This is a genomic window from Microcoleus sp. AT8-B5 (assembly GCF_036705565.1).
Lineage (GTDB): Bacteria > Cyanobacteriota > Cyanobacteriia > Cyanobacteriales > Microcoleaceae > Microcoleus.
Genome location: NZ_JAUBUY010000025.1, coordinates 42,292 through 67,911, shown reverse-complemented (window position 1 = coordinate 67,911; position 25,620 = coordinate 42,292). Strand labels below are relative to the sequence as shown.

The 25,620-nt window shown below is 44.8% G+C and carries 24 protein-coding genes; 17 read left to right on the top strand and 7 right to left on the bottom strand.

The genetic code is table 11. The features are described from left to right. Positions 1 to 130: 130 nt before the first annotated feature. Both QUB39_RS18030 and murJ read right to left on the bottom strand, forming a co-directional pair. Entirely contained in the window at positions 131 to 307 is a 177-nt protein-coding gene (locus QUB39_RS18030; protein WP_333210815.1) for a hypothetical protein, read from the bottom strand. Between the two features lie 629 nt (positions 308 to 936). Then, entirely contained in the window at positions 937 to 2,550 is a 1,614-nt protein-coding gene (gene murJ / locus QUB39_RS18025) for a murein biosynthesis integral membrane protein MurJ (RefSeq protein ID WP_333210817.1), read from the bottom strand. A 408-nt stretch (positions 2,551 to 2,958) separates the two neighbouring features. On the opposite strand from murJ, the gene sfsA reads away from it, so the two are divergent. Continuing rightward, positions 2,959 to 3,696: a DNA/RNA nuclease SfsA gene (sfsA, locus tag QUB39_RS18020; RefSeq protein ID WP_333058200.1), complete on the top strand. Its 738-nt coding sequence runs from the start codon at positions 2,959 to 2,961 to the stop codon at positions 3,694 to 3,696. A gap of 2 nt (positions 3,697 to 3,698) precedes the next feature. Here sfsA and QUB39_RS18015 read toward each other — a convergent pair whose 3' ends face one another. Then, positions 3,699 to 3,926: a hypothetical protein gene (locus tag QUB39_RS18015; RefSeq protein WP_333058199.1), complete on the bottom strand. Its 228-nt coding sequence runs from the start codon at positions 3,924 to 3,926 to the stop codon at positions 3,699 to 3,701. Positions 3,927 to 4,025: 99 nt separating this feature from the next. Beyond that, on the bottom strand, positions 4,026 to 5,306 hold the full coding sequence (locus tag QUB39_RS18010; protein ID WP_333058198.1) for a S8 family serine peptidase: 1,281 nt from the start codon (positions 5,304 to 5,306) through the stop codon (positions 4,026 to 4,028). Positions 5,307 to 5,934: 628 nt separating this feature from the next. On the opposite strand from QUB39_RS18010, the gene QUB39_RS18005 reads away from it, so the two are divergent. The 5 genes from QUB39_RS18005 (at position 5,935) to QUB39_RS17985 (ending at position 10,793) form a co-directional block, all read left to right on the top strand. After that, complete coding sequence (locus QUB39_RS18005; protein WP_333058197.1) at positions 5,935 to 7,257, top strand: 3-isopropylmalate dehydratase large subunit; 1,323 nt, start codon at positions 5,935 to 5,937, stop codon at positions 7,255 to 7,257. Between the two features lie 282 nt (positions 7,258 to 7,539). Further along, positions 7,540 to 8,328: a hypothetical protein gene (locus QUB39_RS18000; protein ID WP_333210820.1), complete on the top strand. Its 789-nt coding sequence runs from the start codon at positions 7,540 to 7,542 to the stop codon at positions 8,326 to 8,328. 42 nt (positions 8,329 to 8,370) lie between these two features. Further along, positions 8,371 to 9,129, top strand: coding sequence for a DNA-binding protein (locus QUB39_RS17995; protein WP_333485121.1), 759 nt, complete (start codon positions 8,371 to 8,373; stop codon positions 9,127 to 9,129). Positions 9,130 to 9,463: 334 nt separating this feature from the next. After that, complete coding sequence (gene aqpZ, locus QUB39_RS17990) at positions 9,464 to 10,162, top strand: aquaporin Z (RefSeq protein ID WP_333058193.1); 699 nt, start codon at positions 9,464 to 9,466, stop codon at positions 10,160 to 10,162. Positions 10,163 to 10,301: 139 nt separating this feature from the next. Then, the gene (locus tag QUB39_RS17985; RefSeq protein WP_333232235.1) at positions 10,302 to 10,793 is read left to right on the top strand and encodes a gluconokinase; all 492 of its coding nucleotides are present in this window, start codon (positions 10,302 to 10,304) and stop codon (positions 10,791 to 10,793) included. A gap of 336 nt (positions 10,794 to 11,129) precedes the next feature. Here the strand turns inward: QUB39_RS17985 and QUB39_RS17980 are convergent, their stop codons facing one another. Then, positions 11,130 to 12,107 (bottom strand): carbohydrate kinase, encoded by a 978-nt coding sequence (locus QUB39_RS17980; RefSeq protein ID WP_333058191.1) that lies wholly within the window; start codon positions 12,105 to 12,107, stop codon positions 11,130 to 11,132. 443 nt (positions 12,108 to 12,550) lie between these two features. Between QUB39_RS17980 and QUB39_RS17975 the strand changes: the two genes are divergently transcribed. The 7 genes from QUB39_RS17975 (at position 12,551) to QUB39_RS17945 (ending at position 18,257) form a co-directional block, all read left to right on the top strand. Continuing rightward, positions 12,551 to 12,826, top strand: coding sequence for a photosynthetic electron transport-dependent transcriptional regulator PedR (locus QUB39_RS17975; protein WP_006633901.1), 276 nt, complete (start codon positions 12,551 to 12,553; stop codon positions 12,824 to 12,826). A 34-nt stretch (positions 12,827 to 12,860) separates the two neighbouring features. Further along, complete coding sequence (locus tag QUB39_RS17970; protein ID WP_333058204.1) at positions 12,861 to 13,142, top strand: hypothetical protein; 282 nt, start codon at positions 12,861 to 12,863, stop codon at positions 13,140 to 13,142. A gap of 158 nt (positions 13,143 to 13,300) precedes the next feature. Next, a complete protein-coding gene (hisS, locus tag QUB39_RS17965; protein ID WP_333210826.1) occupies positions 13,301 to 14,578 on the top strand; it encodes a histidine--tRNA ligase in 1,278 nt (425 codons plus the stop codon). A gap of 272 nt (positions 14,579 to 14,850) precedes the next feature. Then, entirely contained in the window at positions 14,851 to 15,600 is a 750-nt protein-coding gene (locus QUB39_RS17960) for a Uma2 family endonuclease (RefSeq protein WP_333485120.1), read from the top strand. Between the two features lie 96 nt (positions 15,601 to 15,696). Then, positions 15,697 to 16,797, top strand: a complete 1,101-nt coding sequence (locus QUB39_RS17955) for a DNA cytosine methyltransferase (protein WP_333262682.1) — start codon at positions 15,697 to 15,699, stop codon at positions 16,795 to 16,797. Between the two features lie 114 nt (positions 16,798 to 16,911). Then, positions 16,912 to 17,469 carry a deaminase domain-containing protein gene (locus tag QUB39_RS17950; protein WP_333485119.1) on the top strand — a complete coding sequence of 186 codons (558 nt, stop codon included), beginning with the start codon at positions 16,912 to 16,914 and terminating at the stop codon, positions 17,467 to 17,469. A gap of 140 nt (positions 17,470 to 17,609) precedes the next feature. After that, complete coding sequence (locus QUB39_RS17945; RefSeq protein ID WP_333485118.1) at positions 17,610 to 18,257, top strand: hypothetical protein; 648 nt, start codon at positions 17,610 to 17,612, stop codon at positions 18,255 to 18,257. 26 nt (positions 18,258 to 18,283) lie between these two features. Here the strand turns inward: QUB39_RS17945 and QUB39_RS17940 are convergent, their stop codons facing one another. Further along, positions 18,284 to 19,501 carry a class I SAM-dependent methyltransferase gene (locus QUB39_RS17940; RefSeq protein WP_333485117.1) on the bottom strand — a complete coding sequence of 406 codons (1,218 nt, stop codon included), beginning with the start codon at positions 19,499 to 19,501 and terminating at the stop codon, positions 18,284 to 18,286. A 214-nt stretch (positions 19,502 to 19,715) separates the two neighbouring features. On the opposite strand from QUB39_RS17940, the gene QUB39_RS17935 reads away from it, so the two are divergent. Further along, positions 19,716 to 20,375 (top strand): hypothetical protein, encoded by a 660-nt coding sequence (locus QUB39_RS17935; protein WP_333056425.1) that lies wholly within the window; start codon positions 19,716 to 19,718, stop codon positions 20,373 to 20,375. Between the two features lie 187 nt (positions 20,376 to 20,562). Here QUB39_RS17935 and QUB39_RS17930 read toward each other — a convergent pair whose 3' ends face one another. Next, a complete protein-coding gene (locus QUB39_RS17930) occupies positions 20,563 to 21,747 on the bottom strand; it encodes an NAD(P)H-quinone oxidoreductase subunit H (protein WP_333056426.1) in 1,185 nt (394 codons plus the stop codon). A gap of 57 nt (positions 21,748 to 21,804) precedes the next feature. Here QUB39_RS17930 and rsmH point away from each other — a divergent pair, with 57 nt between their 5' ends. The 3 genes from rsmH to QUB39_RS17915 all read left to right on the top strand — a co-directional run bounded on the left by rsmH (position 21,805) and on the right by QUB39_RS17915 (position 25,321). After that, positions 21,805 to 22,707 carry a 16S rRNA (cytosine(1402)-N(4))-methyltransferase RsmH gene (gene rsmH / locus QUB39_RS17925; RefSeq protein ID WP_333395782.1) on the top strand — a complete coding sequence of 301 codons (903 nt, stop codon included), beginning with the start codon at positions 21,805 to 21,807 and terminating at the stop codon, positions 22,705 to 22,707. A gap of 704 nt (positions 22,708 to 23,411) precedes the next feature. Next, positions 23,412 to 23,651 (top strand): hypothetical protein, encoded by a 240-nt coding sequence (locus tag QUB39_RS17920; protein WP_333210839.1) that lies wholly within the window; start codon positions 23,412 to 23,414, stop codon positions 23,649 to 23,651. Continuing rightward, positions 23,648 to 25,321, top strand: coding sequence for a SpoIIE family protein phosphatase (locus tag QUB39_RS17915; protein ID WP_333056430.1), 1,674 nt, complete (start codon positions 23,648 to 23,650; stop codon positions 25,319 to 25,321). The genes QUB39_RS17920 and QUB39_RS17915 overlap by 4 nt, the downstream gene beginning before the upstream one ends. Positions 25,322 to 25,620 lie beyond the last annotated feature (299 nt).

Sequence of the window (25,620 nt, the reverse complement as noted above, 5' to 3'; positions counted from 1 at the left end):
ACCTGGAAACATCCAAGGCGTTACCGCGAATTAGTAGCTCGATGCTGTCCATAATTCAAGCGATGTTTCTGATACAGCAGATCACTTTGGCTTCGGGAAATAGTGCCAGGATTAATGACAGTTTGCTGCATCACAGGCGATTGGTGTCGCCGATCGCTTCTTTTTCCGCTTGTGGCTGGTAGTCAGCCGAAAAGATACTCATAATCAGCGTCGGTTTTAGTTCAGGGAAATAAACACGGAACACTGATTGTTTTGGGTCACGGCTGACAGCATTCGATCGACTTGCGCCCCCAACAGGGGAAGTCATAGCGCTGTGAAACCGGGGATTTTGTCGTAGTAGTGCAGCCAGTAAAGTAGAGCCTGAGCGGGGTAGTCCTGATATGAAGTGGGATCTCACTGGCTTCGCGTGGGAATGAATGTACATAGCATAGATGCAAATTTAATATATCATACTAAAGACATATTTTTTATACCATGTTTTTATTTAACACTTGGCAACACAACATCCAGGTTTACGATATCTTTACAATTTAGACATCGTGGGTTGGCTTTCCCTATCTCTATCATTGCTTCCGGCTTCTGCCTCTGTAAAGTCGGAAAAGTCGGATCTTAAAGTCGGAAAAGTCGGATCTTTTCCATGAGGACATAATTTAGGCATCCAAAAGAGGCTGTGGGTATGAGGGTTTATTTTTTTTAGCGGATTTTTATTGGCTATTTTGCCAGACAGCATAAAGTTTGACGATATCTTGAGAATCTAGACATCGCCTTTGTTAATTACTCTGGAATTTTTGACCGCAGATGGTGGCGGATATACGCGGATGGACGCTTCGGAGTGTTGATTTGGATTTAAGGACGATCGCCCTTTATGGTATTTTGTCTACTTAAGGGATCTCGCACTTTTATTGATTCCTTGAATCTGCCGCCAATTTCGGATGTTTATTTGCGAAAACGGCCGCGAATGCGATCGACAAACATATCAACTTCCGGCAACTTCATCTGACTAACAAACAGGGCAAAAACCCCTAACCCTACAAAACTTGCCACACTCAACTGCACTAATTGAATTACTAAACCTTCAGTACCCAAAACTCTTTGACAGCCTTGCAGAGTAGCCAATGTAACGAAAGCAGTTACAGAACTGGCAGAAGTTAAGCCCAGAAAAGGCAAACTCCACTCCCCCCAAGGCAGGCCACCCAGCTTTTTATCTAATAAGTACAAAAGCATAATCATCGAAACAAGATTCACTCCCACCGTCGCCAAAACTAATCCGGGCGCGCCAAAAGCTCCAACTAACAAATAATCCAAAAGACCGTTTAAAAAGATATTGATAATACTGATGCGAAAAGGCGTTTCTCCGTCTCCCAAAGCGTAAAATACCCGTACCAAAACGTCGCGTCCCAAATACACAAACATTCCAATACTGTAAGCCATCAATATCGGCGTGACAAACTCCGAGGCCGATCGATCAAAAGCATAGCGTTCGTAAACCACGCGGACGATCGGCCCGGCAAGTGTTACCATTAAAGCGCTCAGCGGCAGCATCGTCAGGGCCGTCAAAATTAAAGATTGACGAATTCGAGCTTTTAATTCCGGCCAATCTCTCGGATCGGTGAGGCGAGAAAATATGGGGAGAAATGGCACTAAAATTACATTAGAAATGATGCCTAAAGGCGTCATAACTAACAAGCCACTGTAACCCATCGCAGAGGCAGCTTGAGGGATGTAGGATGCGAAAAATAGGTCAGTATAAACATTAATTTGCAGCATTCCTGATGATAAGGTAGCAGGAAGCATCACCTTAATTACTTCTGGCACTCCCGGCCGTTTAAAATTAAACCGCAAGCGCAATGTTCCCAAGCCGGCGCGCCACTGTGCCGCTAGTTGCACCAACCACTGCAAAACTGCGCCCGCTAAAGTTCCCCAAGCTAACACTAAGCCGCCAATTAGTGCGAATTCTGGCTGAATAATTTTGTTTCCGATTTGCAGTGCGAGAATCCCCAAACCGCCGACAAGTGCAACGCTGGAAAATAAAGGGCTAATCGAAGGCAACCAGTACATATCGGCGGCGTTGAGAGTGCCGAAACCAATGCCGATTAAGCCTGAAAGTAATGCCATCGGTGCCATAATCCGAAATTGCTGGACGGCAATTGCTTTAATTTGTAAACCTTCGGCTGTTCTATTTAATCCCGGTGCCACCAAATCGATCAGCGGATCTGCAAAAATAATTAAAGCGATCGTCACCAACAGCAACAAGCCCCCGACTAAGGTGGTGATAGTCTCGACTAAGGGTGCTGCTTCTTTTTTATCCCGGCGGGCTAAAACACTGACTATGGCGCTGTGAAATGGCCCGTTAATCCCTCCCAGCAAAATAAATAAGAAACCAGGGATGACGTAGGCGTAGTTGTAGGCATCGACGGCGACACCGACTCCAAAGGCTGCGGCGATCGCAATTTGGCGCACCAATCCAAAGACTTTGCTAATTAGAGTGGCGACTGCGACAATGCCGGCAATCCCTGCGAGGGAACGAGAGGGCTTCTGTAATTGGGACACAAATGGTTACAAACGCTAGTGCTAAAAGGATTCACTTATTTTAATCGCGAATCGGGAGAATCATATCATGAACTGATAAAACTTCTAGGGGGAATTGCGTTTATACCAATTTTATCGATATTACTGACTTGCGGAAATTCAATAATCGATCGGGACTATTCGTCCTAACTACCAACCGCCGTTTCGTGCTATGATGCTTCAATCTAAAATCTAAAATCTACAATCTACAATCTAAAAATGATGAAACAAATGAGTTAATAAAAGCAGAAAAATAACATAATAGTTGATAACTTATGACTGATTGTGTTAGCTCCCAGACTTATTTAAAAAGTTCGGAACCAGGTATTCGGTTATAGGTATAATCTACAATCGAGAATCTAAAATCTAAAATCTAAAATCTAAAATCGAATGACTGACTTAATTTACAAATATCCTCCTCTTTTACCCGGAATTCTCATCAAACGTTACAAGCGATTTTTTGCCGAAATCGAACTAGATTCGGGAGAAATCATCACCGCGCACTGTCCGAATACTGGCCCGATGACAGGTGTTTACATTCCGGGCAATCCAGTGCTAGTATCTCCCAGCGACAATCCTAAACGCAAGTTAGCTTATACTTGGGAATTAATTAAAGTTTGCGACACTGTGCCAACTTGGGTGGGAGTTAATACTGGGCTGCCAAATCGAGTAGTTAAATTAGCTTTGGAATTGAAATTATTTCCTGAGTTGGGCAATTATAGTTTAATTCAACCGGAGGTTGTTTACGGCAGTGATAAAAAAAGTAGAGTGGATTTTTGGCTAACTGGTGAGGAAAAACCGATTTTTCTGGAAGTGAAAAATACAACTTGGGTAAAAGAGGAGTTGGCTTTATTTCCCGATACAGTGACGGAGAGGGGACAGAAACATTTGCGGGAATTGATAGAAGTTGTGCGGCAGGGTTCGAGGGCTGTAATGCTGTATTTTATCAATCGCGGGGATTGTACTGATTTTGCTCCGGGAGATAGTGCCGATCGCCTTTACGGAGAATTGTTCAGACAGGCTATAAGTGAAGGTGTAGAGGTTTTGCCTTGTCGGTTTGATGTGACACCGGAAGGTGTTCGGTATTTGGGATTAGCAAAACTGGATCTACTAACCCCTAAATTATAGGTTTAAATTGCCTGCATTTCTCGATCGATCTCGACACTAGCCACGCCCGGTACTGTCTTTAGTCCTTCTAGCTTCGATTGAGAAACTTCTCCAATAACGATACCAATCACAGGCAGTACCTCATCCACTTTCATTCCCGCCGATTCTAAGGCAGTGACAACCGATTGAATTACCGATATGTTTTGGTCGTCAACACTCACTATGATGCGCTGTACTTGTTCGTCAGACATATTTAGCATCCTTTGGAGCAAATCCATTGCGCTATTGTAAATTGTCTTCTGTTAGATCCCCGCAGGCTTAAAGTGCTGCGGGGATTTGGGTATTCTGCATTACGGAGCTTGTACTAAACCGCTTCCGACACGAGTATTTGGCAAGGGTAGCGCCATAGCATAGGAAGTCAGCAATTGCCAAAGTTCAGCACCTCGTTTACCAGTCGATTCGGCATACAGGGCCGCGAGCCCAGCCACGTGCGGTGTAGCCATGCTAGTGCCATTGTAAGCAGCATAACGCCCTTGCTCCATAGGCACTGATGAGTATATTTCCACTCCCGGAGCGGCGATATCGACTTTAGCCCCTGGAAATATGCCAGATTTAGCCGAGAAGTCAGCCACTGCCTCGCAGTTATCGATCGCTGCAACAGCCATAATCGACTGGCTATTGGCTGGTTGTCCGACGCTTCCTCCGGTTCGTCCGTTATTGCCGGCTGCTGCCACGATCAGACACCCATTTTGCAGCGATCGGCGGCCGACAGTTTCGTAAGCAGTAGACGGTGTTCGAGTGGGGTTTCCTAATGACATCGAGATCACTTGACAGCCGTTGGCGATCGCCCATTCCATGCCAGCCAGAATCCAGGCACCAGCGCCACTACCGGCATTGCTCAACACTTTACCGACATAAATGGTCGATTCGTAAGCGATCCCGTACCGCCGGCCGTTCAGATCCTTGAACCCGCACGCTGTCCCAATGCAGTGCGTGCCATGACTGTTGACATCTTGTACGTCCTCCCCTGGTACGAAGGACTGCGATATGATCGATCGGCCCGCGAAGTCAGGATGCAATAAATCCATCCCCGTATCCAGCACCGCAACTTTCATTCCGCTACCAGTCAGCAGAGAATTCATCACCTTCGTTGCCTTCAAACCCCAAGTAGACTCGATATCATCAGCAAAACATCGTGGTTTCTTGATTTCTGCTACCTCTGTATTAGTGGCTTTGTCGTACAGGTTATCCACCGCATCGCGATAGCCCCGCAGGTAATCTGCCGACAACCCATCGCCAATGGCGTAGAAAGTGCGCTCTGGTTCGATCGCCAGAATAGCCGAATCCTCTCCCGCTGATGTCATGACGCTGCTGAAAGCCTCTTCGTCTAAGGAAACAACGGCAACGCCGAGAGTAGGAAACACCGCTCCCCCTGCAGCTTCAATTTGGATCAAGTCTAGAGCAGAGTCCGCGAAATCGGAAGCATTTGCCAGTCCTCTGATACCAGTTTGGTCGCTCAAGAGGTCTAATCCTTCTGTCACTGCATCTTCGCCGAAAGTAATAATGTAACGCCCTGTTGTTGCATCGGCTTGGGCAGTTTCTGGGATGGGAAAACTAGGTTGTTGAGACATAAAATACCTCTTATTGAGTATTTGACGGTTTGACTGGGATGAGAAATCTCTGACAGCTTTTATGACATTGATTTCTCTTCAGGTTGAGTTGTCGAAATTAAGCTGTCTTGCTCCTGATGAAACCCGGTTTTTTTTTGTTAATTCAATTAGCTTTGGATAATGCGTTTATTTGCAAAAGAGAGTTCTTTAATCCCAAGGCTGTTTCATTTTCCAAATCTAAGCTTGCAAGGGCAAGTGACAAAAGTGACTTAATCTAATTGCTGCGAAATTCTCATTTGTAGGACTTACGCTGCATTCCTTCTATTTTGACACTATGTGTACTTGTATGGTGTTCTTCGGCGCACCATACAAGTATAGTCTTTGCATAAGTCGTATAATAACAGTGGCTAGCTGTTAGTTACCAGTCGCATAATCGAGGGACTTGCATAAATTTTATTTTTGTGTTAATCGAAGTAGAGGCTATTGTAGAGATTGGCGATCGGCGAAAAAGAAAGTGACAGTCAATCGACTTGAGATTTGAGATTTAAGATTGAAGAAAATGTTTAGTTGATAAATTACCTGTCAACATCAGGCGATGTTTCGCTTACAATACACTATGTAGCATCAAATAAAAAAGAGCGATCGCACTATGGGAATGACTCTGACCGAAAAAATATTAGCCAAAGCATCAGGCCGCACTAAAGTTGAGCCCGGAGAAAATATTTGGGTAGAAACAGACGTGTTGATGACCCACGATGTCTGCGGCCCCGGCACCATCGGCGTTTTCAAACGCGAATTCGGTGAGAATGCAAAAGTCTGGAACCCTGACAAAATCGTCCTCATTCCAGACCACTACATTTTCACCAACGACGAACGCGCTAACCGCAACGTCGATATTCTCCGCGATTTTGCGAAAGAACAAGGGATAAAATACTTTTACGACATCACGGATCGATCGGACTTCAAAGCAAATCCCGACTACAAAGGAGTTTGCCACATCGCGCTAGCACAAGAAGGCCACACCAGACCAGGGGAAGTGCTCTTCGGCACAGATTCCCACACCTGTAATGCCGGCGCTTTCGGACAATTCGCCACCGGTATCGGCAATACAGACGCGGCTTTTATCATGGGAACCGGCAAACTGTTAATCAAAGTTCCCGCAACCATGCGCTTTGTGTTTAACGGTGAACTGCCGGATTATTTGTTAGCAAAAGACCTAATTTTGCAGATTATTGGTGATATTAGCGTTGCGGGTGCTAACTACCGGACGATGGAATTTGCCGGCGATACAGTTGAACGTTTGACGATGGAAGAACGGATGACGCTGTGCAATATGGTGATTGAAGCTGGCGGTAAAAACGGCACGGTTGCGCCGGACAAAACTACGTTTGATTACGTTACTTCGCGGACTGATAAACCCTTCGATTCATTTTACAGCGATGGGGATGCTAAATTTTATAGCGATCGCACCTACGATGTCACCCAATTAGAACCAGTCGTCGCCAAACCGCACTCTCCCGACAACCGCGACTTAGCGCGCAACTGTCGCGATGTCAAGATCGATCGAGTTTACATCGGTTCCTGCACCGGCGGCAAAACCTCCGACTTTCTAAATGCCGCCCGCATTCTCAAAGGAAATCAAGTCAAAGTTCCGACGTATTTAGTACCAGCAACTCAGAAAGTTTACGAAGATTTGTTTGTCACAAAATACGATGGTCAAACGCTTTCGGAAATCTTCTTAGCTGCCGGCTGCATTGAACCTGCCGCGCCTTCTTGCGCCGCTTGTTTGGGCGGGCCGAAAGATACTTTTGGGCGGATGAATGAACCAGAAATTTGTGTATCTACAACTAACCGGAATTTCCCCGGCCGCATGGGGAATAAAGAAGCGCAAGTTTATCTCGCTTCGCCTTACACGGCGGCGGCTTCGGCGCTGACTGGGTATGTCACCGATCCGCGCGAATTCCTGTGTTAGAAGTTGTTAGCGATGTTTAGAATCTTAGATCCTCCACTTCTTAAAGAAGTCGAGGATCTGGGTATTCTGTTTTTTTAGATGGGTTTACCGATCGCTGAACGTGACAGCGATCGGCTAGTTAGAATAAAATAACAATAACTATCTAAGCAGATGAGCGGTAAAATACATAAGTATGTCATTGTTCGTTAAACGTCGCAATTCGCTTGCGCTTATGATAGCTTTACATTCTGTTGCATACCAAAGTTTATTGCACCTACCTACTTATCTCAAATCTAAAAACTCATGATAAATCATAATATTTTTCGTAAGGTGGTCACCACAGTTGCCCTAATTGTTATTACCCTATCATGCAGTTCAACCAAAATAGTAACTCAAGCACAGAAAAAAGCAGAAAAGCTACAGCCACAGGTTGCTTACGACGATTTAATCGTTGACCCTGAATCAGAATATATTATGATTCCCGTTATCCTATCTAGCGATGAAAAAAAATATGGACACAATCCTATCTCATCAAAATTAAGTTTGTCAAGGGGCCGTCGTATGATTGGTTATAATATGATTTTTTATAACAAAACTAACGGAGAATCTAATATTCTATTAAATAGAAAAGCGTTAATATCTAAATTTGAATATTTGCCAGGTAAAAAAGATATAGAAAATCCCAGCGATCAAAATGAACAAACAAATCAACCGAAGCAAAATCCCTCCAAAAAAGTATCCAGCAAGCCTCAGAATCAATTGCTGTTGTTTCATATCATAGATAGCGACACAAATGCTGATGGCAAACTTGACGATGCAGACGCGATCGTTGGATATTTATCTAACTTGGCAGGCAAATCGCTTCAGGCAATCACTCCGCCCGATACCCAGTTAATGAGTTGGGTATTTGATAAAAAGAGCGGCGGGATTTTTGTTACAATTAGAAAAGACTCCGATGGCGATCGCAAATTTACCGAAAAAGATGATATCGATTTTGTCCGAGTTAATGTCAGCAAACCCAATGTTGGCAAAGAGATAATCGACGGTAAAACTCGTCAAAAATTGCAAAAAAATATTCTTAGTTCAAAGTAAACATAAGGTGCACACCCTACTTGAATTGACAGGAGATTTACTTTGAAAACACTATTTTTGGCTTGGCAAAGCCCGGACAGCGGTTCTTGGTTTCCGATTGGTCGATTGACATTTAACGGTAAAGAATACCAGTTCAATTATACAAATGGTGTTCTAGAAGCGAAACTCAAGTGCGGGTTTCTGCCTTTGCCATCTTTCCCGGATTTCCATAATGTTTACACTTCACAGAAACTGTTTGCGTTGTTTTCTAATCGAGTGATGGCCCGATCGCGCCCTGAGTACCCTGAATTTGTACAGTGGTTGAATATCCCTGAACACGAACATGACCCAATTGCTTTATTGGCGCGCAGCGGAGGCAAACGGGCAACTGATAAATTTGAGGTATTCCCTTGTCCCGAACCCGATGAAAATGGACGTTACTTTATCCATTTTTTTGCAGATGGACTGCGATACCTTTCAAAGTCGGCAATTGAACGGATTAATCGGCTTAAAGTGGGCGAACTTTTGTATTTAGCCCACGAATTTAAAAATCCGCGCGCTTCCCGTCTGCTTCTGTGTACTAAAGATCACTGGATTGTTGGCTATTGTCAGCGCTATCTTGTGGATGATATTTTTGAAATTATTTCGCAGCATCCAGAATTGGTTCGCGTACAAGTCGATCGCGTCAATCAACCCCCAACGCCGCTACAGTTCCGCTTGCTATGCAAGATGACTGCCGATTGGCGAGACTTTCGCCCCTTCCAAAGTCGGATGTACCAGCCGATTAGCAATGATGTTTTAGCTGCAAGTGCGATCGGATAATCAGCAACAATAAGTAAAATTACGATCGCAGAATTAGGGAAGAAGTCAAGTTAATTGTTGTGAATTGAATACAGAAGATTGCACAATTTATACAAATAATTAGCTTGATCTTGACATTTTTTACATAATGGAGTATGTTTGAGCTAATTTATCGATTCCTAATTTCGCATTCTCAGTTAAGTCCATACAATTTGTGAAAATTAGAGCTACAGATTGCTAATGATTTTGATTAGTCTTGTTGCGCTAAGTGAAACAAATTCGAGTTCTAATTTTTATATTGAGAACTCGTATGGGTGTGAAATTAACCGATTAGAAAATTGAGACAATTGTGAGTATGAACAAAAAAATAAAGATTGGGGTTGCTGAAGCTTTTGGTACTTTTGTGTTGGTATTAGGTGGATGTGGCAGTGCGGTTTTAGCTGGAGATAAAATCGGCTTTTTGGGAGTTTCGATCGCCTTTGGTCTATCCCTCTTAATCATGGTTTATACCATCGGCCCTATCTCTGGATGCCACATTAATCCGGCGGTAAGTATCGGTTTAGTAGTTGCGAAACTGATCGATGCTGTTTTGCTTCCTTATTATATAGGAGGTCAGATTGTAGGCGGAATTTTAGGCGGTCTGGTTTTGTATATGATAGCATCAGGAAAACCAGGCTTTGATGCGGCTGCTTCTGGATTTGCCTCTAACGGTTTTGCAGAACATTCTCCCACGGGTTACGGACTTTTGGCAGCAGCTTTGACGGAAATTGTACTAACTGCTTTTCTGTTATTTACCATCATGGGTACTACCCATCCCAAATATCCCGTCGGTTTGGGCGGAATTCCCATCGGCTTGATGCTGGTGTTGATTCATTTAGTCGGAATTCCCATAACCAATACTTCAGTTAACCCAGCTAGAAGTATCGGTGTCGCACTTTTTCAAGGCGGATGGGCAATCCAACAGTTATGGGCGTTTATTGTATTCCCTGTGATCGGTGGAATTATCGGCGTTTTGGCTTATAATTTCATTAAACCCACTCTGGAAGAAATTTGAGCGAAAATCATAAATAAACCGGGTTTATTGAATTTTTTAGGGTGGTAGAATTCATCCGGCAACTTAAGAAACCCGGTTTGTCGATCGCACAACTTGATAAAATTGCAAGTATATTGCAAGTATTCGGTAAATAGGTGCCATGATTACGATCGTGATGGGAGTCTCAGGTTCTGGCAAAACTACTGTTGGCAAGTTGCTGGCGCAATCTCTCAATTGGGATTTCAGGGATGCCGACGATTTTCACCCATCAGCTAATATCAATAAAATGAGTCGGGGCATTCCTTTAGAAGATGCGGATCGCCTTCCTTGGCTATTACAATTGCAAGCTACAATAGACAGGTGGCTGTTAGAAAATAAAAATGTGGTTTTGGCTTGTTCTGCTTTAAAAACATCTTACCGCGAAATGCTCTACCGAGACCAACAGCGGATGAAGATAGTTTATCTAAAATGTTCTTTTCAGCTATTAGCCACCAGGTTAAAAACTCGCGAAAACCACTACATGAAAGCAGACTTGCTGTTAAGCCAGTTAGACAGTCTCGAAGAACCTGAAGATGCAATTATCATAGATGCTTCGCAGCCACTAGAGTTAATCGTGCGCCAAATTATATCATGTCCGATCGATCGCCCATAATACCATTGCCGGGGCGGGTTTTTGAGATTGTCCGTTTTTGGCAAATATTATTAGTGAACCCGCCCCTACAGGAATCAGGGTAATCGATCGGACATGATATGATGTGCGGTTAATTGCCCCCAATAAAACCTATAATACTAAATCGAGCTTAAATACCAGTTTATTTCTTAGTCCCTCTTAACTAGGGCAAGAATTTGTATAGTAGCTATTTCAAACGGCGAGTCTTAGCGAGGGTTTTTAACTCGGATTTAGTATAACAGTATTTTTTTCCTAGCAACCGAGTTTATGAACCAAAATTAGCCCCCTTTCCGTTTCCAGACTGATAGGTTGGCGGCCCTAATTTTTGTACAAATATAAGAAAGCTTCTACTTCAGCCGCAGTAGGTTGAGATATAATTGCCCCCGGTTTCATCGCTGTCATCGCACCTACCGCACTGGCATAAGTTACAATTGTTTGGGCTATTTTGGGGTCGGCTAAATTCTTAATTCCATGCTTGCACAACTGTCGCACAAAACCAGCCAGAAATGCGTCGCCTGCACCTGTTGTATCCTCAACATCTACTGTAAATGCGGGGATTTTTCCTTCATTTTCCGAGATACAATAGGCGCAACCTTTCTCGCCCGCAGTCACCAAAACGCCTTCTACGGAATCGAGACGGTAGGTAATTGCTCCAGCATCGGTAGTGTCAAACAACCATTCGGCTTCTTCCTCAGATAACTTGACAAAATCAACTTTTTTTAATATTTTTCTAATGCGCGCTTTTGCTTCGTCTGGATTTGGCCAAAACACGGGACGCCAATTGATGTCAAGTATAATTTTAACGTCGTAGTGTTCTGCTAGTTCGATCGCTCGGACGATCGCCTCTCGACTTTCAGGATAAGCTAATTCTAAAGTACCTAGCACTAAATATTCGGCATTTTCAAACAGCACTTCGGGTAGTTGTGCAGCGAGGAGGCGGGTGTCGGCAAAATCCGCAGTATCAAATTTGCCAAAACCGGCAAAATTTCGATCGCCCGCTTCATTCCGCAAGACATAAACTTGCCGCGTCGGCGCACTTGGATGTCGCTGCAATCCAGCAATATCAACCCCTACTTCTTGCAATACCTGCACTAGAGAATTACCCAATTCATCCCCACCTACAGCCCCGATAAATCCCGCCGCCGTCCCTAATTTAACCAAAGCACAGGCAACATTAGCAGGAGCACCGCCGGGATATGCCGTCCAAGATTCTACCTCTTCGAGAGATACTCCTGGTTTGTCTGCTAAACAATCAAATAAAACTTCACCCAGACACAGAACGCGAGGATAAGTCATGTCTATTTTAGATTTTAGATTTTAGATTTTAGACCAGCAGTAGACAGCTCAAGAATTATTTTTAACCGATCCCAGAAAAATTGCAAGCTATATTTTAATAGCTGCTCCTATAATACCAGACTTATTGATACTGGCAGTTACTCGCTCAACGCACAAGTGCAGTGCGGCGTATCAGTTGTTTTACCTGAAAACATCTGCGGGTTTGGCCCGGATGTCAGATGCGCGCAGGTAAAGGGCTCACCCGCCACCGGAAGGGTGCCAGCAGTGCAAGTCGGTGCGCGTCATGCTGTGTCAGCGCTGAGTTTGCACTCTTGGCGATTCTGCAGGCGAGTTGGTGCTTCGGGCCCGAAAGAGTAGCACAGCAAATTTAATTTTCTCTTCATACTCGATCCCTCATCCTTTAGAATTGTAGATAGGTAAATATGCAGACATAGGAAAAATTTATGAGTGGGATTGTCTCTGGGACCCCTGTCACCCTTTCGGACAGAGAATTGCAAGTGGTAGAGTTAGTAGCAGCGGGATTGACTAATGAGAAAATCGCCGAAAAGTTAGAGATTAGCAAGCGTACAGTTGACAACCACATTAGCAATATCTTGAACAAGACGCGGGCTGACAATCGAGTTACGCTTGTACGCTGGGCTTTGCAGTGGGGAAAGGTATGTTTGGACAATATTAACTGCTGTCCTCTACCGCGGCCGATCGATAAAGAAGTATCTTAAGTAGGGATTTTGGTTGGGGACAGGCAAAGAAATGATGCAAACGGCACAAGAAAAACAACTCCGCTATCAAATTCAAAGCCCTGGATTGCCGCTGGCGGTGTATCGCGAAGTGGCGATCCATTTGCGTCAAGTTGAAGGGGTGCAAACCGGTTTAATTCCGCAGCAGTCGCAGCGGTTTGATTACTACGACAGCCAAGTTGGGGGTTTGTGGATACAGTATCCTGAAGGGTTCGATTTGGCAGGTCGCGAGCGGGTCGATCGCATTTTGGCTTATTATGGCGATCGTTACGGAGCCTGGGAATTATTAAGTCATTAGTTATTGGGAATTGTTAGCTGTTGACTGTTGACTGTTAACTGTTGACTGTTAACTTTTAACTTTTAACTAATAACTAATGATTAATGACTACTGACTACTGACTACTGACTACTGACTACTGACTACTGACTACTGACTACTGACTACTGACTAACAAAATGAGTGCAATTAAAACTTTACCGGGAACGCGGGATATTTTGCCCGCTGAAATTCAATATTGGCAAAATATAGAAGAAGTCGCTAGAACCATTTTAAAAAAAGCGGCTTATCGAGAAATTCGGACGCCAATTTTTGAACAGACATCTTTATTTGAACGCGGCATCGGAGAAGCTACCGATGTCGTGGGCAAAGAAATGTACACTTTTAAGGATAAGGGCGATCGATCGACAACTTTGCGTCCAGAAGGCACCGCCGGAGTAGTCCGAGCTTTTATTGAACACAGTTTGTACGCGGCTGGTGACGTGCAGCGTCTCTGGTATGCTGGACCGATGTTTCGCTACGAAGGCACGCAAGAAGGAAGACAGCGGCAGTTCAATCAAATTGGCGTGGAAGTCTTGGGGAGTGCGAATCCTCGTGCGGATGTCGAAGTAATTGCGATCGCCACCGACATCCTGCAAATCCTCGGTTTAAAAAATTTGCGCCTCGATATTAATTCTGTCGGAAATAAGCAAGACAGACAAAATTACCGACAAGCTTTGATAGATTATTTTACACCGCACAAAGACGAATTAGACGCGGATTCTCAAGATCGCTTGACTCGCAATCCGCTGCGGATATTGGACAGCAAAAATCAGCGCACTCAAGAAATTGTAGCTGGTGCGCCGAGTATTTTGGACTATTTGGGAGAGGAATCGCGAGATCACTTCGAGCAAGTGCAGCTTATGCTCACAAATTTAGGAATTAGCTATCAGTTAAATCCCAGATTAGTGCGCGGTTTAGATTACTATACCAACACCGCATTTGAAATTATCTCCGACGATTTGGGAGCGCAAGCAACAGTTTGCGGAGGCGGCCGCTACGACGGTTTAGTAAAGGAATTGGGCGGCCCAGATACGGCGGCAGTCGGTTGGGCAATGGGTATCGAAAGGTTGATTATCCTGCTGCAAAAGTTGCAACCTTTGCCCGCGCCAAAGTTAGATTTCTATTTGGTATCCAGGGGCGATAAAGCTGAACAGCAATCGGTATTGTTAGCTCAAAAATTGCGAAGTGCCGGGTTTAGTGTAGAGATAGATTTGAGTGCTAGTCCTTTCAAGAAACAGTTTAAAAGAGCCGACAGAAGCGGTGCAGTTGCGTGTTTAGTTTTGGGAGATACGGAAGCTGAAAACGAGACGGTACAATTGAAGTGGTTGGCGACTGGTGAACAAAGTGCGATCGCCCAATCAGAACTACTAGCAATGACAAACGAGCTACAGCAGAAGATAATTGCTGCATATTAAGTCCGGCAGGGAATGAATTCCCTGCCTCAAAGCTAAAGTCCTCTTCAGAGGACTAATTATTTTAACAGTCTTCTTCTCAGTCCTCTTCAGAGGACTTTAGCTATTAGCCAGGGGTTTCAACCCCTGGCGGACTGTCGGCTTAAGTCGTTACTAATTGGCTCTGCCCGGTAACGCAGATCCAGAGGCTCGGCCTCGTCATTAAGCCATTAACATTAATCCCAAAAACCAAGAGATATAATTTAAGCATTAAAACATTTAACCTCTGATAAACTATGTCTGTAGCAACTAAAAACCCAGAAACAAAACTCACAATCACCTGGCCGCTGCTACCAGAAAATTGTCAACTACCAGACGACCCCGTAGAAGACGAAAGCCAACCATTATTAGCCGCCGCTTTGCGCCAGCCGCTAACAGCATTTCCTGAATTAATCCAGGATGCCTTAATTGTTTCCAACTTTGCCTTGTGTGCAGGAATAAGTTTCCCAGGTTCAAGCAGCGACGAACAGCGCATTATCTGCAAAGCACCAGATTGGATGTACGTGAAACCCGTCAATCCAAAAAATGTCTCGCAAGTCCGCCGCAGTTACACGCCGCACACAGAAGGAACCATCCCTCAACTCGTGATGGAATTTCTTTCAGAAACCTATGGAGAAGAATACTCCGTTGAATTTACCTCGCGGGTGGGAAAGTGGTATTTTTACGAGCAAGTAATCAAAGTCCCCCGATACGTCATATTCCGAGCCAAAACAGCTCATTTAGAAGTTTACGCTTTAGAATCAGAGCACTACAACTTGCAAAAACCTGATGAAAACGGACGTTATTGGATACCGGGATTAGACTTGTTTTTAGGAATGTGGGAAGGAACGCACGAAGGAAGGACAGGCTGTTGGTTGAGGTGGTGGAATCCTGAAGGCAAGTTGTTGCTTTGGTCTGAGGAAAGAGCCGATCGCGAAAGCCTCCGCGCTGAAAAATTGGCCGAAAAATTGCGTCAAGCGGGGATCGAGTTAGATGATGAAGAGTGAAATATCAATTGATGAGTCGAGTTCGATCGTGTTTTGGTATGATGACACTCTTGTGGTGCCGGCATCCAGCCCGCCCTTGGCTAACTTTGCACTCCTATGTTAATAGAACGTCTCCAGCCGATCGCCTGGGCAAAAAAACCGCGACTCATATCCTTATTTTCTGGTTGCGGCGGCATGGATTTGCCATTCCACCAAGCCGGATTTGAGGTAGTTTGGGCGATCGACTCCAACAAATACGCCTGCAAAACATTCAGCAGAAACATCGCCGATGTCATCATCAACGACAGCATAGAAAATATAGACATTGCACAAGTTCCCGAAGCAGAAATATGTATAGGAGGGTTCCCCTGTCAAGATTTCTCCCTGATTTGGAAGCGCCCCGGACTTGAAGGAACCAGAGGCAATTTATATACATACTTTCTCGATTTTGTCAATAAAAAAAAGCCCAAAGCTTTTGTAGCAGAAAACGTCAAAGGCTTATTAAGTGCCAACAATTATCAAGCAATAAAACAAATAATTTCTGATTTTGAAAGTATAGCTCCCGGCTACTTAGTTAAACCCAAACTATACAACTTTGCGGATTACGGAGTTCCGCAATTTCGGCAAAGAGTGTTATTAGTTGGGATTCGGATGGATACAGGATTTAACTTTGTGCATCCTCAGCCAGAATACGGTCAAAATCGCAAAAATCCCTATCGAACTGCGGGCGAAGCACTCAAAAATGTGGAAGCAGTTCTTGACAATAACCAACATCATAAAATTCAAGCCCGCACCGTTGAAATTTTAAATCGAATTAAACCGGGAGGCAATTTCTCTGATATTCCCAAGGATAGTCCATACTATGTCAAAGGCATGATCAGTCACGTTTATCGCCGAATTCATCCTGATAAACCATCATCGACAATCATTGCTGGTGGAGGCGGCGGAACTTGGGGTTATCATTATTTAGAACCGCGTTCTTTGACAAATCGTGAAAGGGCAAGATTGCAAACATTTCCCGATGATTTTGTTTTTGAAGGTTCTACGACTGAAGTACGGAGGCAGATTGGAAATGCAGTGCCCCCGCAGGGAATCGCTGCTGTTGTTGAGTCTTTGATTCCGCTATTTAAGGGGGATTATCCGCAAGTGGATTTATATGAAATGAGTAAAAAGTTGCAGGGGATGTCTATTCAAGAACGATTAAAATGGGCTGAATAAGAGGTGTCCGAGCAGAGTTGGGAGTTAATTTAAAAGTGTGGTATAATCAAAATACCTGAGTCAGACGAAGCTTAAATCTTATGTCTAAGTCAGGTTATATATTTTTATTTATCGATGCCTGTAAACTTAATCATTGCTGGCGTGAACAAAAACTTAACTACAGGAAACCCCTCTAGAAACACACCTCATTACGAGTATCCCGAAGGCATACCTGAGTGCCATGCGGACATCGTAGAGGAACTACAGACGAAAGTTCAAGATATTCGGTTGATCCATATCCAAAAAGGAGATTCAAATAAAAAAAATCGTTCTGGCAATGCTGCTGTTGTCAAGTTGGAGATCCCGACAGGCAAAGTCTATAACCTAGAAGCTACCAGCAAGCGAGATCCTCTAAATATTCCAGGTGAAGAGGATGGACCAAAGTTGTTTTTTGAGCCAAGGCTTAACAGAATAGCATCCTGCAACAACAAAGAACACGCGGAGTACAAGCTTTTCAATAAAATTTCAGAAGAGTTAGAAAGAGATGATCTTTCCTTGGATGCAGAAGGAATACTCTACCTCTACACTGAGAGAGATATGTGTTCTGGCTGCAACATTACTTGTGATGAGGACTTTAAGATGAGGTTCCCGAATATTCAAGTGATTATCTTCTACGAACGTCCATATCCGTAGACATATCAGTATAGACAGCCAGTAAAGGCTATCAAGGCTTTACTGGCTTCTGTACCCAAAGTAAAATTGAGGTGATATGAAGGTGACAATGAACTGGCTCATAGTTTATGATTAATGAAAAACATAAGGAGGGACAGTCAATGATCGAGTTTGACATAGGCTACTACAGAAATTTTCAATTGCCCAGCAACTCAGATATTCCTGAGCAATTACAGGAAACTCTTCACAGGGTTTGGGAAAGAAAGTATCGTGATTTATACGAAACGGGTGGAAAATACAATGTAGAAGAAGCTTTTGTAGAAGTAATGACAGCTTTTGGAATGCCTAATGATGCAATATCCCATCAGCGATGTGTCTACATGGCTTATGGAATAGCATTAGCAGCTAAACCGACCATTAAACATTACTTTCCTGAAGAACACAAGGCTGATATCGTTGAAGGAATTGTATCTTGTTGGCTGAAGGAGGGTTGTGAAATCCCAGAAACTTGGGCAGATACGTTGTTTCCTCATATCGACAAAATTGGAAAATATCAAGCTACTGACGAAGCTTATAATATCTTCTACGGCTTGCTGCAAACACTCAACACTAAAACAGCCTATAATGCCATCTTAGATATTATGTATGATGCCATTACTGGTGATGCCATTACTGGTTTTACCGAAGCCAGACGAGATATGTTTAATTGGTGGTTGATTGAAGTGATTCCTGCTGCTTATTGTTTAAAGCTGCCATCTACTTTATATTCTGGAAAATGGGAATTTCCGCCACTGAGTCAGCTTGTGTAATCGATATAAGCAAATAGATCGAATAACTAATCAGGCACCATCAAACCCTTCAATATTCTCCCCTTTTCCTCCTCCCTCAACCCCTTACACTGCACCAAAACCCCAAAACCCCCCAAACCCATCGGATCGATCAATTGATGCAAAGCCTCCCGGCGCCGCAAAAACGTTGCCACATCCAATACTTCCGCATCATTTGTAGACAGAGAAGCAATACGATCGCCCAAACCCAACGCCATCAAAAACAAAGCCTGCTGAGTAAACCCTACCACATCCAAACCGCACAATTCACCCTGCCTTTCCAACGCCGTAAAATTAACATGAGCCGTTAAATCCTGCCGCCCCACATTAATATAAGGATTGCTATGATATCGGTGGCGATAATAACACTGTAGCGTCCCCTCCCTGCGCCTCGGATTGTAATAGCGGTGCGCCGGATAACCGTAATCAATAGTTAACAAATATCCCCGCTGCAACTTTTGAGCAACTGTACTCATCCAGTCCAAAGCCGCCAAATTCACCTCACTGCGATAACCATCCCCGTAAACACTCGCAGACAAATCGATGCCCACCAAATCCAAATATTCGGCCATTTTAGGGGTGGAAACTTCGCCAATTACTTCAACAAATTTTATCTCTTCTTGTTCATTTTTGGGCGTTTCTGCGGCAACGTAAATCTCCCTAACTTGCCCTTCTTCTAGAATAAATTGATGCACGGGTAAAGCATCCACTAACTCGTTAGAAAAGAAACAACCGACAATTGAGTTATTAACTATCTCATCCCAATTACACCAGTTAATACACTTGATATGGGCTAACCTTTGCCGCTGTTCCGCTTGGAGTACAGGGGAAAGTTCAACAATAATGTATTCTAAAATATGAAAGAAATCGGGATATTGTATTTGCAGATATTGCAGCACATTTTCGGCAAAATTTCCCCGCCCAGCGCCCATTTCTACGATCGCGAAGTTTTGAGGTTTGCCTAGAATTTCCCACATTTCCACAAACTGATCCGCCAAAACCTCCGCAAAATCAGCACCCCAGTGAGACGACGTGATAAAATCGCCTTGTTTGCCGATCGACTGGCGATCGCTATTATTATAATATCCGTGCTGCGGATGATATAATGCCAAATCCATATATTCAGCAAAAGTAATACGCTGCTGGGGACTGGCGGCAATTCTTTCGCAGATTAAAGCGCAGAGTTCTGGGTTGCTGTCATTGATATCTGATTGCTGGAATGTCATAATTTATGGAATCAAAGTTGATTTTATTTTATTTTTGAAATAAAGATTTTTTTCACCGCAGAGGGCGCAGAGGACACAGAGGAAGAGAGAAGAGAGAGATTTTGATTATTGATATCATATCATTTTGAAGCCGATCGCAAACTTGAGATTTGACATGGCAAATTTTCGATCGCTGTGATAAGCTAGCCTTAGATTTTAAATATAATGCTTCTTTATGATACCACCAGAATCTTGTTTAGAAGAGTTCAAAAAATCGAGCCACTTATTACCAGATTATGTAGTCATATTTAATTTAGCAGATACAAAAAGACGCGGTATTTACTTAGGTCACAGAGGCGTAGACAAGGATATAATCGCCTTTGATAATTTGTTAAAAAGTTGTATTTCTTCACAAAGATGCAAAAGAGTTCACTGGGATCTATGGATCGGTTGTCTTGCTGAACGGCAACTCAATAACATTCCAGGTTTGATAGGGAATTACGCACAAGAAGTTCCTATATTTGCAGGGTGGGAATGCAGGGCGATCGACCCCAACGGAAATCGAATATTTATTGAAGAAAAAAGAAATGTTTTAATCAGTCGCGCTGTCCGCTGCGGCTATTTGTGGGTAGAAAATGCTAATGAATTAATTATCAAAGTCAATGAATTAGTCGAGCGAGTACATCGTTTACCTGTCAATACATTTACTTCCCTAGAGTCAGAGGTAGCTGTTACTTTACCCAGATGGCGGTGTGTCCCCGCTGAAATTTTATCTTTAACTGAGTATTGTCCGTACTGCAAAGGCACAAACTTTGACTGGTCAGGAGGAGCTGATGATTGTTCTGAGGGTATTTGTACGCAGTGCGGAACCGAGGTAGATTTTCGTTACTGTTAATCTATACACTCCCAGACTCATGGGTAGTCAGAAACCGGGTTTTTACGAAAATTTTTCGTTGTAGCCGACAGTTGAAGTGAAAAACCCGGTTTCTTTGGTATTATGCGCCCAGGACTGTATATGATTCAAAAAAGTAGCGATCGCACTTTTTAGCAAACAGCCCAAAAATGCGATCGCCCTTTTCCTTCTACCTGTCAACCGAGCCCATAATAATGTCGATACTCCCCAAAATTGCCACCAAATCCGCAATCTTCACGCCGCGCACAATGTGAGGCAAAATCTGCAAATTATTAAAATCCGCAGCCCGAATCTTCCAGCGCCAAGGAAACACACTATCATCCCCGATAATATAAATCCCCAACTCACCTTTGCCACTTTCGACGCGGACATAATGTTCGCCCTTGGGAATCTTAAAAGTCGGCGCCACTTTTTTGCCAATAAACTGATAGTCAAAACCATTCCATTCAGATTTTGGCCCGCTTTCTAAGCGCTTCGCTTCCAAATTCTCGTAAGGGCCGCCGGGGAGTCCTTTCAAGGCTTGATAGATAATCTTAACCGACTCGCGCATCTCCCGAATCCGTACTAAATACCGGGCTAAACAATCGCCAGCAGCTTCGGTACAGACTTCCCAGTCGAAGTCGTCATAACATTCGTAATGGTCAACTTTCCGCAAATCCCAATTTACGCCGGAACCGCGCAACATGGGGCCGGAAAGTCCCCAGTTAATCGCTTCGTTGCGAGAAATAGTACCCAAGCCTTCAATCCGGCGGCGGAAAATTGGATTGTTGGTAATTAAACGTTCGTATTCGTCAATTTTGGGAACGAAATAATCGCAGAAATCTTGGCACTTATCTACCCAACCGTAGGGCAAATCGGCGGCGACTCCGCCGATGCGGAAATAGTTATTATTCACCATGCGATAACCTGTGGCTGCTTCCCACAAGTCGAGAATGGGTTCGCGATCGCGCATAGTATAGAAAAAAGGAGTTTGCGCCCCCACGTCCGCCAAAAACGGCCCTACCCACATCAAGTGGTTAGCAATCCGGTTCAACTCCAGCATGATTACCCGAATATAACTAGCCCGTTTGGGGACAGCAATATTCGCCAACTTTTCCGGTGCATTCACTGTCACCGCTTCGTTAAACATCCCCGCAGCGTAGTCCCAGCGGCTAACGTAGGGCACGTACATCACGTTGGTGCGATTTTCGGCAATTTTTTCCATCCCGCGGTGCAGATAGCCCAAAACTGGCTCGCAGTCCACCACATCTTCCCCGTCCAGGGTGACAATTAACCGGAGTACCCCGTGCATTGAAGGGTGGTGCGGCCCCATGTTGAGCACCATCGGTTCGGTTCTAGTCTCAATTCTTGACATAATTAAATGAATTAATGATTACTGACTATTGTTGATTTTTGTTTCGCTTTTATGATTATGAAGGATATCGAGCTCTCTGAGAAGGAGACCCTTGGATCGGATGTCAGTATTGACACCTATCACGTTCCAGTTTTGGGTCAAGAATTAATTGCGGGTTTGGCTGTGCGTCCAGGCGGACACTATTTGGACGCGACGCTTGGGGGCGGCGGACACACGAGTTTGATTTTAGCGGCGGCGCCAGATGTTACAGTGGTGGCGATCGACCGCGACGAACAAGCCATCGGTTTTTGCCAAGCCCGATTTGCCAACTCGCCCGTTGAGTTTTGGCACGGCAACTTTGCTGAATATCAGTCCCCAGATGCCGAATTTGATGGTATCATAGCAGACTTGGGCGTCAGCTCTGCTCAGTTCGATACACCGGAACGGGGATTTAGTTTTCGCCACCCAGCTCAACTAGATATGCGTATGAACCAGCAGCAATCTTTGACGGCAGAAGAGATTATCAACCACTGGGAAGAAGTTAAACTAGCAGATATTATTTACAAGTACGGCGAGGAGCGACTGTCGCGGCGCATCGCGAGGCGGATTGTGCAAAGCCGTCCTTTTCAAACTACAACAGAACTTGCAGGGGCGATCGCCTCCAGCTTCCCCCCCAAGCAGCGCAACGGCAGAATTCATCCGGCCACCCGCACTTTCCAAGCTTTAAGGATAGCTGTCAACTCCGAACTCGCTTCTTTAGAAACTTTCCTCAACCTTGCGCCAAGGTGGTTAAAACCAGGGGGGAGAATCGGAATCATTACATTTCACAGTCTCGAAGACCGACCAGTCAAGCACCAACTCAGAGGAACACCCAATTTGCAGGTACTGACAAAAAAGCCGATCGTGCCACAATCCGAAGAAGTCGCTAGAAATCCCCGCTCTCGTTCTGCTAAGCTCAGACTGGCAGAAAGAATAACTTGATTCGGCAGTAGTAATATGCTTGCTGCAAAAAGTTCAGAGATTAGGGAGACTTGGATGCAGCAATCAAGTACGATTCGGCAAAGATGTAGGGAATAGCGCCAACAACCCACCACTAACCCTCCGGGTACAGTGGGGCTTGAAATACAGCCGGTGTTGACCAGACTTAGGTAGCAATACCTGCGTTAGTAGTAAGTGTTAAATTTCACACCGAGGACAGTACCCAGCTAGTTAAGAACTCTGCAATCAGAGCATTAATTAGCAGTTTTGAATGCTGGTGTGTTTAGAAAAGTACCGACTGCTAACAAGGTCATTGCTCGTATCACAGCGTCAGTAACGAGCGGGCTAAAGCCACGCTCGCTTGTAAGAGAAATCAAACAAGCTGTACTGACCAGCTATCGCCTTAACAGGCTACGTTATTTAGGTCATGACACCCGCTTGATGCGAAGCTAGTCCCCTGCCCTGTCGCTAGTAGTTAAACAGTCTTAAAGTCACGCTCGACAGTGCTGCCAGCCGGCGCAAGCCTCTATAACATTGGCGAAGCTAACTTTACCCCAGAAATGGGAGATTGAGGACAACCATATCCTCACGCCTTGGGGCAACCATACCCCTCTGCCCCGCGAGGGGATTCAAGGCGATTGAAATCGCCGGGTCGTTTTCCTCTCAGGACTAAAGTCTCGGAGCTTCCCACTTACCGAGTATTTTTTGTGAAAGCTGACTGGGGAATTTTCCCTATTGAAGCGGCCTACCGAGGCGGGTTACAGTATCGAAAGCCTCTCATCTGTGCGAACAGATGGTGCGAAAGGAATGCTCACCTTGAGGTAAAACGGGTTTCTTTAACTCAACTTGACGTAACTGATATGTTGCATATATCCAGCCCCCCTTTTCCTCCCGCCACCTTGCTGATTACAGCTATGGTGGGGGTTTTCAAGGGGGAAGAAAGATGAGTCGGGGAGATGGAAGCAAGCTGAAACTGATGGTAGTCGATGACGAACCTGACAACTTGGATTTATTGTACCGGACGTTTCGACGCGACTTTCAGGTTTACAAAGCAGATAGCGCCCTCAGCGCCCTGGAAGTTCTAGACCAACAGGGCGAGATGGCGGTGATTATATCTGACCAGCGGATGCCAGAAATGAATGGCACCGAGTTTTTGGGGAAAACAGTCGAGCGATTTCCCGATACGATTCGGATTCTGCTAACGGGATACACAGATGTTGAAGATTTGGTCGAGGCCATCAACTCAGGTCAAGTGTTCAAATACATCACCAAACCGTGGAATCCAGAAGAACTCAAATTGGTGATCAATCAAGCCTCAGAAACTTACAAATACTACAAGCAGCGCAGCGTTGCACTGCGTCGCGCTTTACGCAAGGAATCTCTGTTCAATGAGGTAATGAGCGTGATTCGCGGGTCGCTAGATTACTCTAGTATGGTACAAACTATTGTTCAAACCGTAGGTCAAACTTTTGAGGCAAACTATTGTATGCTGCGGCCGGTAGAGGCCGATCGACTATTGCCGAGTACCTTCCCCTACCAAGCCCAAACCTCTGAAGCCAGCAGCTTTTCTTTTGATGAAAATTTGCTGGTTCAAGCCGTAGCCAGCCGCCAAACTCAAGTCAACCCAAACAGTCGCGGGGACGGTAACTCCGTTGAGATTGCCGTGCCCCTGACTTACCAGCAAGAATTGCTGGCGGTACTCGCACTGTGCCAGATTGGTGGCACTAACCCTTGGTCGGCAGAAGAGATAGAGTTAATAGAAGGTGTAGCAGCTCAAGCTGCTCTCGCCCTGTCTCAAGCTAAGCTCTACCAGCGCACTCTGGATTTAGCCAAGCAGATGCAAAACGAGTTGGAAGTGGCTCGCCAAATCCAAACAAACTTGTTACGCCAAAGTTGGCCGGATTTTGAAACTGTCAGGGTGCAAGCTTGCTGCTATCCCGCGCGGGAAGTTGGCGGCGACTTTTTTGAAGTCTACGTCCACTCTCAAGGGGATATTTGGATAGCGGTGGGAGATGTTTCGGGTAAGGGAGTTCCGGCTGCTCTATTTATGGCCAGCGCGATTTCGGTGATGCGGCGGGAACTTTCCCAAGAAGTTTCTCCAGAGCCCGATCAAGTTATGCAGAACATGAATAGCAGTATGTCTGACGACCTGATCGGCAACAACCATTTTATTACAATGGTTGTAGCTCGTTACACTCCGTCAACGGGACACCTCGCTTTTGCTAATGCCGGTCACATTTACCCGATTGTTTGGTCTCACTCGGAGGTGAAAGCTCAAGCCGCTAGCGGTAAAACGCCAGCCGAGCCTAATTTCCTGAAAGCTCGTGGCATTCCTTTGGGGATACTACCAGTTTGGAGAGGCAAAGCAGGTACGATCGAATTAAAGTCAGGAGATGTATTTCTGCTGACGAGTGACGGAATTACTGAAGCTAGCGTGACAAGTCAAGCGGTAGCAGGGGGTGTACCAACCCGTTCTATGCTACAACAAGAAGGGCTTTGGCAACTTTTGATTCAGGAACCTGGTTCTTTCAACTTGGACAATTTGTTGGCTCACATCCGAGCTGATAATCCCGTTCAAGAAGACGACCAAACCATACTCTCTCTGGAGGTTCTTTGAATCTGTCAGCGACTCCCGACGCATAGTCGGGGGTGGGTGAGAGCCGAAAAAACTTAAGCCCTGCTTGTTGACGGCCCATAGAGTAGTCCTACAAAGGACGGTGTTATCGTCACCAGTCAAAAACCACAGTAAAAACCTAGCCGGCGATGGCGCAGCTAGTTTCCTGAATCGCTTTCCTGGGGGATTAAATACCTGTAAAGGGTTAAGGTAGAAGGCATTCGTCAGAAAAAACCAACGCTTAAAAGCCAAGGATTGAAACACAGATTTTTTATACCTCACTGCTTACAGTCTCGGTATAA